Here is a 15,160-nt window from a genome sequence, read left to right on the forward strand (position 1 = left end):
AACCACAACCAACAAAACTCCTATACTTCAACAAATCCTACCACTTAACAAATTCATCAGCACATTAATGGCCAACAACAATACATTAATTTATCTAAACAAAACAATAGGAAGACATGACGAATCTTGACATGATTTCAACTAAAATCGCATTAACCATCATTTCTACATATTGGTTATTCCACAAGCTAAAAACATAAGTAAAATTTATAATATATATCTTGACTAATTTCATTAATGTTAAGAATAATCAATGATTATGATGCCTGTCACATCATAGTGACTAATGTGCATACACTAGAAAAACCACCCTTTTAATGAAACTAATTCTCTTAAACATGCAGTATTAAGAAATAAAATAATAACTAAGTCCAAATTAACCAATAATTTATTTTACCATAAAATCAGCCTAAAAGAATAATCCATAATTTAAATAAAATACAAATCAAACAATAGATAGAATAAAAAAAAGAAAGTTATCTTTCTTAAATTAAAATATAAATAATAACGAATCACGTAAAGAAGTGATTCAAATTTAAAAAATAGCATATAAACATAATTCTATTACACCGTTAAACTTATCACTATTATGATAGTAGATTCATAATCAGGAATAACATCTATACCTATTCTAAATATCTGCTAAAAACCATTAACATTGAAAATTAATAGTGTAATAATCCCATGAGCTATTTTCTTCATCAATATAGAATAAGATACCAATTAATGAGGATTATTCATAACCATTCACCAAAGTGGTGAAGATAGGTTCATTTCAGGATACCTAACGACAATACACTACTTATGGGATTCTCTATTCGCTAAAAAATATTTTCAGAGTAACAATTCCTATCCTGTTAACGCTCTAAATAATGAGTGCCACATGTAAATAATTAACTTTATAATTATTAATTTCGTCAATAATACAGGCAAATCAGTAATGCTTTAACACCTTATGCTTATAGGTTTTAGCTGTATAGTATATGTACATGTTATACCATCGTATTTCCCTCTCTTCCAAATTGCCTCCTTCGCCCTCAGATTGGAACACGGTCTGATGTTCTACACCATTAACTGCAACCATATACCGCCCTGCAATATATTGTGATCTCAAAGTATCGTAGGAACTGATACATTCAGGATCATAAAACGGCAGAGATACTGTTATCTCATTTGCGAGGCATTCTCAGAAATGTTTTTATTCATTTTCTCTATCACACAAAAAGCTGTGAAATATCGTACATTAGCTTTTGTACAAGAAAATCAATGGCTCATATAGATAAAAATAGAATAAACGCACTGGTCATTCGACCCCAAAATACATTCACCAAACCTGATCAAACGGTAATATTTATTAGCTAATGATATTCCCAAACGTTTTCGTATCCTTTATGACTCCTGCTCCTAATACCTTCAGATTCTTCTCAGGAAATATGGGAGTCAAAAGTTCTATTGCGATATCTATGACAAAACCAATAAAAGTACCGGTATCAGTATCAGCATCAAGAAACACAGTACATGACGTATAGCATCATCAGACAAATCAACTGCATAATTATTATTTTATAGTCGTTTTTTAATACGTATTTATCCATAATATTTATTGATAAAGGTCATATTTTAATTCCACTTTTTTTGAAAGGTTTTCATTACCCATACATACAATATTAAAGCTATTAAGAATATTTACAGTATCTAAATCCACCTTAGTGTGGTTTTTAGCTATAACAACAGAATTATCTCCGTTTCCATGACCTGAACACTAGGCTATTCTCATCAGCAACAGAAAGTGAATGTTTCACTTCATCAGGGTTTGACTCAGAGATTGTTAAGATTAACGCTCTGAAACCTTGTTAGTTATAGTGATTAACCAGTTCCATGATATTGTTGTGCTTTTCTTCAGTGAAAGGAATTAATTGTTCCTTTGTCTGTACATTCCGGCAAACTAATGACTTCTCCCCTGCGACACTTTTGCAGATTAATTGATGATCTTGCTCAGGATCTTGCACAAAAATTGATAATTTTCAGATGAACCAATCAAAAGGTAACTCATCAATTTTTCTGTAGCTGCGAAGAAAGGTATATCTGAAGGGCTTCTGACTACATCGCAATAGAACAGATCCAAACATTCAACTGAACAAATTTGTCTGGCCAAAAACCCCTCCGATGAGAGACTGAGTCTCTCATGAAGGTATAACTCATTGTATGTTTATAGCTGTAGTAAGAGCGAGTAAGCACAGCCGACAAGAGGTAACTTACAGGCTGGCGATATAAAAGGCTTTAGTGTTACCTGAATACACTACAATACAACCCATTATGATTAATAAATGATAGTGATAATCAATATCATTAATATTTCTATTTATTAATACCCCGTTTTATTTAACAGATAATACACTGTGAGTGTTACCGAATTATTCTAAACGAGCGATTCAGAAGCAACCTTCCAGTTAACGGAACTAACACTTTTTTCTAAGCTCACCCGACAGACAATTGATTCAATCTCTTTTTGCTTATCAGGGGTTGCCAATACCTCTGCACACACTTCAAGCCTGTCAGGCTGAATTGCGTCAGCGCTGCTTAATGACTGTAACCGGACATTTAATCCATTAATTGCCTGTAGGATCAAAGTCCTGATCAGGATCTCATCACTCATATCACAAATGATGTGAATTTTATAACTCTGCTCTAAATCCAAGGCCTGCCGCTGTGGTTGAGCATTAATTCTCTGAGCGGCTTCCCTGAGTAAGATATTTGCAGAAAGAATTATTATAACCGCAATAATAGCAGACCAGTATTGACCTAACCCACACAGGGCTCCAATCCCCGCCGAACACCATAATGTTGCCGCTGTATTTAATCCGCGGATGTTCATACCCTCTTTCATGATCACACCCGCCCCAAGAAAACCAATACCGGATACAATTTGTGCAGCAACACGTCCTGGGCTGTCATCAGAGGTAGCTGACATTGAACTGAGAATAAAAACCGCAGCACCAGTAGCAACCAAGGCATTGGTTCTTAATCCTGCCATACGCTGGCGCCACTGACGCTCCGCTCCAATCAGTGCTCCAAAACACATTGCGGAGAGTAAATGAATAGTAATAGATGTTAACTGCATATCATCCTCCATAATATAAAATGGATAAATATTCTTCTGAATGATCACTTAGTTGACTGAGTGATTCATAATTTCAAATCCACAACTAAAAACACTTACCCATACACGCATAAGGGCTTTAAGCACTGGTGATCTTTTTTGAATTAAACCAATGTGCAATGGGTAGTCGAAAGAAATGAATTATTTATTTCGTCTTTAGTAAAAGACGATGATGCATCAGATTTGATCTGATTATTGATGTGTTCCCGGAGGGAATAAGGAATGAGTATATAACAGTACCATAGATACTCCCGATATACCTTTTTACTACTGTTTTAGTGACCTGCAATAGTCGATCTACAGTACCGGATCATCTTTCGGGTAAGTACAACTCATAAAACAGAGGAAGCACCGCCCACCATTATTTGGCAAGCAGTAAATTTTTTTTAAAATGAACAGCTTACCAATTATTTTTTATTTAATTCTAAACTTTGACTGTCCAATTATTAGCTCTCCAATAAAACTCAGCTGGAATTATAAGTAGGCAAAATTAATAAGTAAAGGCTTCATTTATTCAATGATATTAAAAGAAGAGACTGCTTATAGACTTGTTTAATAAAATAATCACTATTGTTTAATATATCGTTATTAATTTTTTATTAATAATCATCCTATAAACAAAAAGCCCGCCAGGGCATTTTAGCATGGCGAGCTTAATAAAAAGGTATAAAGGCAGATTAGATAGCAGTTACGTTTGCTGCTGCTGGGCCTTTGGCACCGTTTTCAATGGTGAACTCTACGTTCTGACCTTCAGCCAGAGTTTTGAAACCGTTACCTTGAATGGCAGAGAAGTGAACGAATACGTCTTTGCTACCATCGGCTGGAGTAATGAAACCAAAACCTTTGGACTCGTTGAACCACTTCACTTGACCTTTCATTTTGTCAGACATGTAACTTTCCTATATATCAAAAAAAACTCGCCACCTTGGGCATGTGTTGGCCATTATCAGCTATTACTTATGGGGCACTAAGAAGGAAACGGTCTACAAAGGCTAATCAAGATAGCACTTACACATAACGCATTAACTCAAGATGTCGTACATAAAGTAGGTCTGTTAATCAGGCCAAACGCATTAACGCATGACCGAACCGGAATAGCAACCTTTTTATGGATTATAGATCTAAAAAAATTCCAGACGCTCAATATTAGAACAGAATAACCTAATAAATAGATGTATTTATGATTTTATTTGATTTATTCAACTTTTATCTTAAGAAAAAATACTCGTGATTTTTTACGAGCAATAACAGTTTTACAAATTAAAAGAAGTAATTGCTATACAGATGAAGACCGCTGACATGATAACCTTGGAAAAGTTGGTACTTTTAATTCGATAACAGATTTATACAATTATGGGCTGGTATTATGAACATCATCAAACAGATATTGATTCAGGATCTCGATCGGATCAATCTCGCAGAACATAGGGATGGTAAAGTACACTTTAATAGTATCTTTATTCATCAGCACCCATACCTGTTTTTAGCTATGATCGTTGCTTATGTTTTCCTCGCTGCACTGATGTGGTATGCCCCCTATTTCGGCGTCTGGTCACTGGCTTTATTTACCGCACTTTTTTTTGTTATGGCTGCCGTTCTTCTTTTCGATATAAAACCTGTTTACCATTTTGAGGATATTGATGTACTGGACTTACGTGTCTGTTACAACGGCGAATGGTTTGTCGATGAAAAGGTATCTCAGGATGCAATCAATATAATACTTGGGCATTCGGATGTCCCTAATGAAGTGAAAAACGAAATTAAGAAAATTATTCTAAAAAAGAACGGAATATGCTTTTATGATGTTTTCATGATTGCATGTTCAGAGCAGTCGCCTTATTTTCAACCTTCCCGTGTTGAACAAAAGCATATCATTTCAGCAAAATAGCTGAATTATAACGCAATGCGATTACATGATGAGCAATCATCAGATAAATCGCATTTTTGCGTTGACACTCCCTGAGTTCATCGTTAATATTCGCACCGTTCTCAGGAACACAGCAATTCCTCCATAGTTCAGTCGGTAGAACGGCGGACTGTTAATCCGTATGTCACTGGTTCGAGTCCAGTTGGAGGAGCCAAATTTAAAGAAGCCCGACTCAGTTATGCTGAGTCGGGTTTTTTGCTTCTTACTCTTTAATATTCATTACCTGATTGGTTGTCTTTCGCTACAGCGGAATATTAAACATGATAAAAATGGCTATATTCTGTCATAAAAAGTAACAAAACATCACCAGCACGAACAACACTTAACCAGTTGAATTTATTTTTTATTTTTCTGCTTTACAACCCTTCTCCATTCCCCTATTATCCATCTCGTTCTCAGGAACGCAGCAATTCCTCCATAGTTCAGTCGGTAGAACGGCGGACTGTTAATCCGTATGTCACTGGTTCGAGTCCAGTTGGAGGAGCCAAATTTAAAGAAGCCCGATTCAGTTATGCTGAGTCGGGCTTTTTGCTTAATGCTTTCTCTACATCAGAAAGTATGACCAAATATCAATCCATCATTATAAGAAAAGCCTGACAAACTGGGCTGGTGATTATTTTTTGCTAAAAAAATGATAAAAAACCACCACTTTGAACACCGCTCAACCACTTGAACTTGTTTTTTATTTTTCTGCTTTACAAGCTCTCTCTATTACCCTATTATTCGCCTCGTTCTCAGGAACACAGTAATTCCTCCATAGTTCAGTCGGTAGAACGGCGGACTGTTAATCCGTATGTCACTGGTTCGAGTCCAGTTGGAGGAGCCAAATTTAAAGAAGCCCGATTCAGTTATGCTGAGTCGGGCTTTTTGCTTAATGCTTTCTCTACATCAGAAAGTATGACCAAATATCAATCCATCATTATAAGAAAAGCCTGACAAACTGGGCTGGTGATTATTTTTTGCTAAAAAAATGATAAAAAACCACCACTTTGAACACCGCTCAACCACTTGAACTTGTTTTTTATTTTTCTGCTTTACAAGCTCTCTCTATTACCCTATTATTCGCCTCGTTCTCAGGAACACAGTAATTCCTCCATAGTTCAGTCGGTAGAACGGCGGACTGTTAATCCGTATGTCACTGGTTCGAGTCCAGTTGGAGGAGCCAAATTTAAAGAAGCCCGATTCAGTTATGCTGAGTCGGGCTTTTTGCTTACCTGAAAAAAAATGCTAACAAGCTAACAAACAAATAGAAAAAACACAAAGAACACGTTATCGACAAAAAGTGCATATTAACAGCAAACAAACAGTTATTATGATTTTCTCCTTTGACAAATGAAAAGATAGCCGTTAATATTCGCCCCGTCTTGAAGGAGTTCCTCCATAGTTCAGTCGGTAGAACGGCGGACTGTTAATCCGTATGTCACTGGTTCGAGTCCAGTTGGAGGAGCCAAATTCAATACACCCTCGTTTTGTTACTTCTATTTTTTCCTTTTTGATACGCTTCATTTCCTCTGAATACCCTAACCTGTATAAAATAAAAATCTTAATTCTGCGAAAATAGCGGAACTTTATCATTTAATAATAGCTATTTAACTATTTTCTCTTTATCATCTTCCTCCGGCTTAAGGAATGCTGAATCAGCTTCCATCCTTTTTCCCCTATATTCTGGAGCCGGTTCCATGACTACTGAATCTTATACCATTAAAATCCGCCGCCCTGACGACTGGCATGTTCATTTTCGCGATGGTGATATGCTGAAAACCATTGTTCCTCATACCAGCCGCTTCTTTGGTCGGGCTATTGTCATGCCCAATCTTGTTCCCCCTGTGACAGATGTTGCCAGTGCCAGAGCCTATAAAGACAGGATCATGGCTGCTGTTCCGTCAGAGCACCAGTTTCAGCCCCTGATGACCTGCTATCTCACAGATTCAACAGACAGCTCCCAAATTGAAATAGGTTACAAAGAAGGCGTTTTCACAGCCTGTAAACTCTATCCAGCCAATGCCACAACTAACTCCAGTCACGGCGTTTCAGATATCCAGAAGATCTACCCTATTCTGGCAACGATGGAAAAATTAGGAATGCCTCTTCTGATCCATGGTGAAGTGACTGCATCCCATATCGATATTTTTGATCGTGAGGCTCGTTTTATTGAGCAGGTAATGGAGCCGTTACGTAAACAGTTTCCTGCTCTGAAAGTTGTTTTCGAACATATCACTACAAAAGAAGCTGCCGAATATGTTCTTGAAGGCAATGATAATCTGGGAGCAACACTCACTCCGCAACATTTGATGTTCAACCGCAATCATATGCTGGTTGGGGGGATTCGCCCGCATCTCTATTGTTTGCCAGTATTAAAGCGTAATGTCCATCAGGAAGCATTACGCTCAGCCATTACCAGCGGTTGTGACCGCTTCTTCCTGGGAACTGATTCTGCTCCTCACTTACTACACCGTAAAGAATCCTCCTGCGGATGCGCAGGTGTTTTCAATGCACCAACCGCTTTGGCTGCTTATGCTACTGTTTTTGCAGAAATGAATGCAATGGAACATTTTGAAGCATTCTGCTCTCTGAATGGCCCGAAATTTTATGGCCTGCCTGTTAATGACGGGTTTATTGAACTGACGCGTAAACCAACCCCTGTGTTCGAATACATCGAACATAGTGGCGAGAAGCTAATCCCATTTCTGGCTGGAGAAGATGCCGGTTGGGACGTCAAAATATGTAAGTAACTGATTTACAATGCTTCATGCGGAAAATATTTAGTTTCCGCATGAAAGCATTATCCCTATTTTCCTGCCAGACTCGTTCATACTCGCATGTAATTCTCATATAAAATGACCTGCATCCAGTTTCTGCGACTGGTTGTAGTATTAGATTGATAAAAAGGTTTATACTGCTATTGCTCACCTTTGGTGAGATTCGCAGCTCTTAGTCAATTATATCTATAACAACGCTGTAGTCTGATTAGGAGGTTATATGGGACAAAAAGATGAAATTATTCAAACCCATCCTGTTGTAGGCTGGGACATCAGTATTGTTGACACCTATGACGCTATGATGATTCGCCTTCATTACTTATCCTCCCCAGATCAAACCACAGATAATGTTAGTTTTGACAAAACATTGTGGCTGACTACAGGAGTTGCAAAGCAGTTAATTCTAATCTTGCAGGCTGGGGTCGAGAAGATAGAATCATCAGAATACGACCAACTTGACTATACAAAGCATTAACAGCAGATTTCACACTTAGTAAGGACACTCAGCACATTGAGTGTCCCCAATAACTGCTCAAACAAATATCAGCCCACAAAATCATTCATATAGTTTATTATTTTTCACAATGCTGTATTATAAACAACCATACCTCTGTGGATAATTAGCTATCCGGCAGGTCATTTTACTTAATGATAATCACTGTAGAACAAGGATGTTCAGCTAATGAAATTATTAATCATTGATGAGTGCTATTATACCCGTCTTGGAATCATTGAATTCCTGAAAGAAAATACAGATACCCTTACAATAGGGGCGCATTCAATTCACGATGCAATAACAGCACTTAAGTTATTTTCACCCGATATTATTCTGATAAATCTAACACATTACGGTTATTACAGTTCATACTGTGAACACATGAAGTTATTTGTTTCCTTGGCACAGAATATACGCATTTATATCTATTTTGATAAGCCATATCCATGGACAAATAACCATATCCAGTTGACTAATAAATATTTTATCTTTCCTAAAAGGAATCTGGGATTACTACTGCAACGATTAAAAGAAATTGCCTCATATGATATTCAACGTTATTTTTCTCATTTCAATGCAGAAAGTTCCATTTTTAGCCCGCAGGAAAATAGAATCATCTATTATTGGATGCAAGAAATAGGCACATATAAGATTGCAAAGAGATTAAAAATAAGTTGCAGTACCGTTTATTCACATAAACGGCATATCATTGAAAAGTTAAAAGTCACCAACAAGATAGAGTTACTTTTTATTTATAATATTTTTAAATATCTCTGTTAACTTTCCTTCAACTGGCGCAATAACACTTAAGTTATTACGCCAGTTTAGCGTGTCTGCTCGTTCAATGAGCGACACAAGCACTGAAGTAAGGCTTATTGCTTAAGGGATTGCAGAGAAGTGATATTCAAACCATCATTCATCCGATAACGCGATTTATTGAAAATTTTAGCCCCATTTTCTCTTCCTGCCCGACGAGCACGCTGTTCGTCTTCAGGAAGTAACATTTCTTCCCGGCAGACATCGCTACAACACCCCTCAAACCGCGCTGCACATGATGGACATTGGATAAATAACAAATGGCAACCATCATTTTTACAGTTAGTGTGACTATCGCAAGCTGTACCACACTGATGGCAATGAGCGATAACTTCTTCAGAAATACGTTCTCCCATACGCTCATCAAAGACAAAATTTTTACCAATAAAGCGAACAGGCAACCCCTGTGCTTTCGCTTTACGGGCATACTCGATAATACCGCCCTCTACATGATAAACGTTGTTAAAGCCATTGTGCAGCATATAAGCACTCGCTTTCTCACAACGAATCCCACCAGTACAATACATAACAATATTTTTATCTTTATCATCCTTCAGCATTTCTACAGCCATAGGCAACTGTTCACGAAATGTATCTGACGGAATTTCAATCGCATTTTCGAAATGCCCGACTTCATATTCATAATGATTGCGCATATCGACAAATACAGTTTCAGGATCATCCAACATCTGATTCACCTGATCCGCTTTCAGATATTCACCAGTTTTTGAAGGATTAAAGGTTTCATCTTCAATGCCATCAGCAACAATACGCTCACGCACTTTCATGCGTAATACCCAAAATGACTTGCCATCATCTTCTAAAGCAATATTAAGTCGCAAATTACATAAAGCAGGATCAGCTGCATTTAATAGTGCTTTCAGAGCATCAACATTTTTAGAGGGTATGCTGATCTGTGCATTGATACCCTCTTTAGCGATGTAAACCCGCCCAAAAACTGACAAATCAGTAAATTGTTGATACAAGCTATCACGAAAATCCTGTGGCTCAGGGATAGCAAAATATTTATAAAAAGAGATAGTGGTGCGCGGCTCAATTTCAGCCAACATGCGCTCTTTCAGTTCTTTATTAGAAATACGGTTATGTAACACTGGCATGGTGTTCAAAGTACCCTTGTAGTTTATTGATATATATTGATTTATGTCTGCTTATGTCCACAAAGTGTCCATATCAGATCATTATCGAAATCTTTAACTAAAAACCCCTAACACAGACTTGTGGGTTTTTATTTTCTGCAATATTACTTTTTTCTGTGACTCAGATCTATCAATCCCTGACTGAATCGACTGGATACGCAGAAACCATAGGAGAATGTGTATAGGAAAAACCATACACAACTTTATTTCTCTCTCAGGAGATATTAGGAGAATTAAGGCTATTGTTGTTTATTGATTTTACTTAAAAAGAAGAATTTAGCGGGACGAACTATGAATTTCATATACTTAAAATCCTCGCAACTATGGGGATGCTTTTTTAGGCAGTTCAAAATATACCCCTACATATACCCCCTGGTTGGGGTACATTGCAATAGATGCTAGTAGAGCTTAATTTGGGAGTTTTCTTTGATTTTACTGGTAAAAGTAGACTTTAGGAGATGTTGCTAGAAGTGTAGATGGCGGAGGAGGAGAGATTCGAACTCTCGGATGGTTTCCCATCGGCGGTTTTCAAGACCGCTGCCTTCAGCCGCTCGGCCACCCCTCCGCGATGTCGTGCACTATAAACATCACTGTTCCCAATGTAAAGTACTTATATGCTCAACTGATGCTAAATCACTCATATAACTATTCGTTGGAGCATTTATTCAGCATTTCTAGCAATCTTTCTTTGGAATAAAGGTGATTTTTGCTAAATTGCAGGCATTATTATCGAGTGGTTAAAAGTTATGTTGGTATTTGAAGGTCAAAAAATCGAAACTGATACACAAGGTTATCTTAAAAACAGCAGCGATTGGAAAGATGCGATGGCACCATTGCTCGCCGAGCAGGAAGATATCATCTTAACCGAACAACATTGGGAAGTGATCCGATTTGTACGCGAGTTTTATGAGGAGTTTAACACTTCCCCCGCTATCAGAATGTTAGTGAAGGCGATATCGCAAAAGTATGGTGAAGAAAAAGGAAATAGCCGCTATCTTTATCGCTTGTTTCCTAAAGGGCCGGCAAAACAAGCAACTAAAATTGCAGGGTTACCAAAACCGGTTAAATGCATCTGAGTCTGTCATCCGCCTTCAATGGCGGATGCTGAAATCAGCCATTTCCTCTGTTTCGCAAAACTGAGGCAGAAAATGTTCAATTCTTGCCCCCGGAGGCCCACCCTCTTCCAACCAATGTATTAACGCTGCTATTTGTTCATTATCGCCACAGGCAACGATTTTGACACTGCCATCATTCATATTGCGAACATACCCCAATAACTTATTTTTCTTTGCCCAGCAGTATGTCTGATAACGAAAACCCACGCCCTGTACTCGACCATAAACATAAATAGTGATGCTTTGAACTGTCATTTTCCTTTCCTCCTCAAGCAAAACCGAAAGTTATTCTTCAATAGCCTGATGGATATTGTTATGGAAAAATATTTATTCTCTGTTATGCAATAGATTGAAAAATATCAGATATAATAACTTCGGCATACTAAGACCACTTTTAGTATTGTATTTTATATACACAACAGCTAACCTGAAATATGAGATGGTGATCACATACCATCTCAAATGCAAGATTCCGGTTACCGGGTGTGCGCTTGAAATTTACCTTACGGCCCTTATATAAGAGTGATTGCAAGGTTTCTCTGGAGGTGACTATGATGATCGCCAGCAAATTCGGTATCGGCCAACAAGTGAGGCATAGCCTGCTGGGCTATCTGGGTGTTGTTGTAGATATTGATGCCGAATATTCTTTAGAACAACCGCAGGAAAATGATATAGCATCTAATGCTACTTTACGTTCAGCTCCGTGGTATCACGTTGTAATGGAAGGTGATGATGGGCAACCTGTCCACACCTATTTGGCAGAGGCTCAATTGACTTACGAGATATCAGATGATCACCCAGAACATCCTTCTCTGGATGAGCTAGCTGAATCTATCCGCAGTCAATTGCTGGCTCCAAGGTTACGAAATTAAACATATTCCTTTAGTTAAAATAAGTTAAACGATCCTGATAAGGAAAGGCGGTGAAATAAAAATAACCCATCGCCTTCTTTATTTTTCCAGCCCTAAACGGGAAAGCTCAATTTTCGGGCAGCGATCCATAATCACATCTAACCCCTTATTTTCTGCCAATAATTCAGGCGGTTCATTTGCTACAGTGTTTATGACAATCATAGTTATTTTTATTATTAACATAACTGGTAGATGTTTTATTCACCCGAAGGTATCAACATGGAATTAACAACCCGCACACTAACTGAATCGAAAAACATTGCTCTCATTGCACATGACCACTGTAAACAATCTCTTCTGTCATGGGTCAGTGAGCATAAGCATTTATTGGGACAAAACAGCCTCTATGCTACAGGTACTACCGGTAACTTGCTCCAACAACAAACAGGCTTACCTGTTACCAGCTTGTTGAGCGGGCCAATGGGAGGAGACCAACAGATTGGTGCATTGATTTCTGAAGGAAAAATTGATGTTCTGATCTTTTTTTGGGACCCTTTGAATGCTGTTCCTCATGATCCCGATGTCAAAGCACTGTTGCGTCTGGCCACCGTCTGGAATATTCCTGTTGCAACAAATCAAACAACTGCTGATTTTATTATCAACTCCCCACTTTTTACCAAAAAAGTCGATATTTATATACCGGATTATCAGGGTTATCTTCATGAACGATTAAAATAAGCAAAGCCACCAGCAAGGTTTCACCCACAAACCTAAGGGTTACGTTGCTCTGGAACACCCAATTTAGACAGTTGGTGAATAAATATCGATGGTTTTTTCGGTTCCTGCATTAACCAGATCTGCTTTTTTGCTCTCGTCAATGCAACATATAAAAGGCGATGTTCTTGTGTATCAGAAAATGTTTCCGCTTTCGGCAATAAAACCTGCTCCAGTGCTGTTGCTTTTTCTGATGCCGGGAAACCATCCTTTCCTTTTCGTAACCCTACGATGATGATGTAATCAGCCTGTAGCCCCTGAGATTCGTGAATTGTCATGAAATTAATATTTAAATTCGGCCAGCGGGTTGCAGATTTTTTCAATGCATCAGGCTTATGGAAATGGGAACGTGCTAATAAAAGGATGGATTCCTGATTGGTGACATAGCCGCTCATCTTGTTCAACAAGGATTCTAATTGCGCTTCAGGCAAAATAATGACTGATTTTTTATTCGCTTTTATTGGACTATGACTGGTAAGCCTACTTAGCGAACCACTCACATGGCTGTGAAGCGGATGGATAATTCCATTAGCAACTTTGCTAATGTGTTCATTAAAACGATAAGTTTTATCCAAAATACACTGGTCACTTTCACCAAAATAAGCAGAAAAAGTTTTTATTGAAGGCCACTCAAGATTATTAAACCGACAAACTCCCTGCCAGTTATCCCCTGCCGCAAATATATGGCTTTGTTTATTTTGTGCCTGTAGTGCAGTTAATAGCTGGATACTTAAAGGGGAAACATCCTGTAGATTATCTAACAAGATGTGCTTCCACGGGCTAATGAAACGCCCTTTTTGCAGAATATGTACTGCCTGATGGGTTAACCCACAGAAATCCAGCGTACCTTCTGTTTTTAATGCTGATTTCCAGGCTTTCAGCAGAGGTGCCATCAGGCGTATGCGTTTTGGGAATGTATCGGAATATTCAGGAGAAACCCGTTCAAGCATCTCTTTTTGGCTACCACCATGCATTCTGATTAATTCCAACCAATCATCCAGATGACCGGATAAACGGGATTGTATTTGCTTGTTATTCCAATATGCCCCATCAGGTAACTGCCAGTCTAACTCTTCATTCAGCCATTCCCGCCAGCCTTTTGCCTGCACTTTTTTTTCATTGCACAGTTTCTGCCATTCCCGAATAAGAAAATCCCGGCGCTTTTGAGAATTAGTTTCTAACTCACTCACTTTGACTGTGTTACGGTTTACCTGTCGGATAATATAAAGTGCCAGTTCATGAAATGTCCTGACTGTTATCGTTTTTGTTGCAGGATTCAACTGAATACGGTTATTTATCTCTTCAACCGATTTCTGCCCGGCTGATAGCAATAAAATCTGTTCAGGGAGCGCCTGTTGGCGCAATAACAGCCATTCAGCCCGCGCAATTAAAACGGATGTTTTTCCACTTCCCGCACTCCCCGAAACTAATATCGATTTTTCACCATTAATGACAGCCTGACATTGTAACTGGCTGAGTTGAGAACTTGCTTTGGTTTGGAAAAATTCCCCGTATCGCTCCTGAATGCATTCAGACCACTGCTGGTTTATGAGCTTTCTCTGTGCCTCTCCTTCATTCATCCAGATCAGACAAGTGTGGTAATTATCGCGGCAGTCCTCAAAGTATTTGAGTCTTTGTAGTGGCAAAGGAAGGGCTTGAAACGTTTCCTGAATTTGTTGCTGTAATAAAGATAAATCATCTTTCTTCATCCAGCAGTCCCGCAGTCGGGTTTTATCAATTTTACTTACCTGATCAGACAGAACACTCGCACTGATACTGCTCATATCAAGGCTCCATGCCTGCCATTCCTTTAATAAGTAATGGTAAAAACGCTGTGTCTGCTGCCATTCTGTGCCATGCAAACGAACAACTTTTCCTTCAGGCAATTCAAATTCCATTTCCCCCCAGACCACCCCTCGCTTACACTGAATATCAATTAGTTGATTAAATGGAATTAGGTACTGATGCTTATCACCGCTGACTTCAATGCCAGCATTTAGCAAACGCACCCGATTATAAGGATGCCGTGCAAGCCGTTGACCAATTTGAGTTGATTTTAGTTCCATTGTAATAGCACCGTACCTGAAAATTGTTGAGCTATCTGC

The 15,160-nt window shown here is 38.4% G+C and carries 12 protein-coding genes, 6 tRNA genes and 1 pseudogene; 12 read left to right on the plus strand and 7 right to left on the minus strand.

Annotated features, from left to right (window positions below; translation table 11 throughout):
- Window positions 1-2,419: 2,419 nt before the first annotated feature.
- Window positions 2,420-3,121, minus strand: coding sequence for an MgtC family protein (locus Xinn_RS04355; RefSeq protein WP_244590129.1), 702 nt, complete (start codon window positions 3,119-3,121; stop codon window positions 2,420-2,422).
- Between the two features lie 716 nt (window positions 3,122-3,837).
- Complete coding sequence (gene cspE / locus Xinn_RS04360) at window positions 3,838-4,050, minus strand: transcription antiterminator/RNA stability regulator CspE (protein WP_010847246.1); 213 nt, start codon at window positions 4,048-4,050, stop codon at window positions 3,838-3,840.
- 476 nt (window positions 4,051-4,526) lie between these two features.
- Here cspE and Xinn_RS04365 point away from each other — a divergent pair, with 476 nt between their 5' ends.
- From Xinn_RS04365 to Xinn_RS04405, 9 genes are all read left to right on the plus strand, one after another.
- A complete protein-coding gene (locus Xinn_RS04365) occupies window positions 4,527-5,048 on the plus strand; it encodes a YlaC family protein (protein ID WP_086956237.1) in 522 nt (173 codons plus the stop codon).
- Between the two features lie 117 nt (window positions 5,049-5,165).
- Window positions 5,166-5,241: transfer RNA gene (locus Xinn_RS04370), tRNA-Asn, on the plus strand.
- Window positions 5,242-5,498: 257 nt separating this feature from the next.
- Window positions 5,499-5,574, plus strand: a tRNA-Asn gene (locus Xinn_RS04375).
- A gap of 263 nt (window positions 5,575-5,837) precedes the next feature.
- Window positions 5,838-5,913, plus strand: a tRNA-Asn gene (locus Xinn_RS04380).
- Window positions 5,914-6,176: 263 nt separating this feature from the next.
- Window positions 6,177-6,252, plus strand: a tRNA-Asn gene (locus tag Xinn_RS04385).
- A gap of 209 nt (window positions 6,253-6,461) precedes the next feature.
- Window positions 6,462-6,537: transfer RNA gene (locus Xinn_RS04390), tRNA-Asn, on the plus strand.
- Between the two features lie 229 nt (window positions 6,538-6,766).
- A complete protein-coding gene (gene pyrC / locus Xinn_RS04395; RefSeq protein WP_086956236.1) occupies window positions 6,767-7,819 on the plus strand; it encodes a dihydroorotase in 1,053 nt (350 codons plus the stop codon).
- A gap of 247 nt (window positions 7,820-8,066) precedes the next feature.
- Complete coding sequence (bssS, locus tag Xinn_RS04400; RefSeq protein ID WP_086956235.1) at window positions 8,067-8,321, plus strand: biofilm formation regulator BssS; 255 nt, start codon at window positions 8,067-8,069, stop codon at window positions 8,319-8,321.
- Between the two features lie 207 nt (window positions 8,322-8,528).
- Window positions 8,529-9,122 (plus strand): response regulator transcription factor, encoded by a 594-nt coding sequence (locus Xinn_RS04405; RefSeq protein ID WP_086956234.1) that lies wholly within the window; start codon window positions 8,529-8,531, stop codon window positions 9,120-9,122.
- 92 nt (window positions 9,123-9,214) lie between these two features.
- Here the strand turns inward: Xinn_RS04405 and trhO are convergent, their stop codons facing one another.
- Together trhO and Xinn_RS04415 are read right to left on the minus strand one after the other, a co-directional pair.
- Window positions 9,215-10,276, minus strand: coding sequence for an oxygen-dependent tRNA uridine(34) hydroxylase TrhO (gene trhO / locus Xinn_RS04410; RefSeq protein ID WP_086956233.1), 1,062 nt, complete (start codon window positions 10,274-10,276; stop codon window positions 9,215-9,217).
- Between the two features lie 516 nt (window positions 10,277-10,792).
- Window positions 10,793-10,880 (minus strand) — tRNA-Ser (locus tag Xinn_RS04415).
- Between the two features lie 181 nt (window positions 10,881-11,061).
- Here Xinn_RS04415 and tusE point away from each other — a divergent pair.
- Complete coding sequence (gene tusE, locus Xinn_RS04420; RefSeq protein WP_086956232.1) at window positions 11,062-11,391, plus strand: sulfurtransferase TusE; 330 nt, start codon at window positions 11,062-11,064, stop codon at window positions 11,389-11,391.
- A gap of 15 nt (window positions 11,392-11,406) precedes the next feature.
- On the opposite strand, the gene yccX is transcribed toward tusE, so the two are convergent.
- Window positions 11,407-11,685, minus strand: coding sequence for an acylphosphatase (gene yccX, locus Xinn_RS04425; RefSeq protein WP_086956231.1), 279 nt, complete (start codon window positions 11,683-11,685; stop codon window positions 11,407-11,409).
- 296 nt (window positions 11,686-11,981) lie between these two features.
- Between yccX and hspQ the strand changes: the two genes are divergently transcribed.
- A complete protein-coding gene (gene hspQ / locus Xinn_RS04430; protein WP_186435674.1) occupies window positions 11,982-12,302 on the plus strand; it encodes a heat shock protein HspQ in 321 nt (106 codons plus the stop codon).
- Window positions 12,303-12,380: 78 nt separating this feature from the next.
- Here hspQ and Xinn_RS23085 read toward each other — a convergent pair.
- Window positions 12,381-12,485 (minus strand): annotated as a pseudogene (locus Xinn_RS23085) (CoA-binding protein); the annotation flags it as partial.
- Window positions 12,486-12,560: 75 nt separating this feature from the next.
- Between Xinn_RS23085 and mgsA the strand changes: the two are divergent.
- A complete protein-coding gene (gene mgsA / locus Xinn_RS04440) occupies window positions 12,561-13,019 on the plus strand; it encodes a methylglyoxal synthase (RefSeq protein ID WP_086956230.1) in 459 nt (152 codons plus the stop codon).
- Between the two features lie 32 nt (window positions 13,020-13,051).
- Here the strand turns inward: mgsA and helD are convergent, their stop codons facing one another.
- Window positions 13,052-15,121, minus strand: a complete 2,070-nt coding sequence (gene helD, locus Xinn_RS04445; protein WP_086956229.1) for a DNA helicase IV — start codon at window positions 15,119-15,121, stop codon at window positions 13,052-13,054.
- Between the last annotated feature and the right edge of the window lie 39 nt (window positions 15,122-15,160).

Source organism: Xenorhabdus innexi, assembly GCF_002632485.1.
Lineage (GTDB): Bacteria > Pseudomonadota > Gammaproteobacteria > Enterobacterales > Enterobacteriaceae > Xenorhabdus > Xenorhabdus innexi.

Bases quoted from the DNA above. Each gene is read 5' to 3' on its own strand.
- Xinn_RS04355 (WP_244590129.1), bottom strand. From the start codon at position 3,121: ATGCAGTTAACATCTATTACTATTCATTTACTCTCCGCAATGTGTTTT.
- cspE (WP_010847246.1), bottom strand. From the start codon at position 4,050: ATGTCTGACAAAATGAAAGGTCAAGTGAAGTGGTTCAACGAGTCCAAA.
- Xinn_RS04365 (WP_086956237.1), top strand. From the start codon at position 4,527: ATGAACATCATCAAACAGATATTGATTCAGGATCTCGATCGGATCAAT.
- pyrC (WP_086956236.1), top strand. From the start codon at position 6,767: ATGACTACTGAATCTTATACCATTAAAATCCGCCGCCCTGACGACTGG.
- bssS (WP_086956235.1), top strand. From the start codon at position 8,067: ATGGGACAAAAAGATGAAATTATTCAAACCCATCCTGTTGTAGGCTGG.
- Xinn_RS04405 (WP_086956234.1), top strand. From the start codon at position 8,529: ATGAAATTATTAATCATTGATGAGTGCTATTATACCCGTCTTGGAATC.
- trhO (WP_086956233.1), bottom strand. From the start codon at position 10,276: ATGCCAGTGTTACATAACCGTATTTCTAATAAAGAACTGAAAGAGCGC.
- tusE (WP_086956232.1), top strand. From the start codon at position 11,062: ATGTTGGTATTTGAAGGTCAAAAAATCGAAACTGATACACAAGGTTAT.
- yccX (WP_086956231.1), bottom strand. From the start codon at position 11,685: ATGACAGTTCAAAGCATCACTATTTATGTTTATGGTCGAGTACAGGGC.
- hspQ (WP_186435674.1), top strand. From the start codon at position 11,982: ATGATGATCGCCAGCAAATTCGGTATCGGCCAACAAGTGAGGCATAGC.
- mgsA (WP_086956230.1), top strand. From the start codon at position 12,561: ATGGAATTAACAACCCGCACACTAACTGAATCGAAAAACATTGCTCTC.
- helD (WP_086956229.1), bottom strand. From the start codon at position 15,121: ATGGAACTAAAATCAACTCAAATTGGTCAACGGCTTGCACGGCATCCT.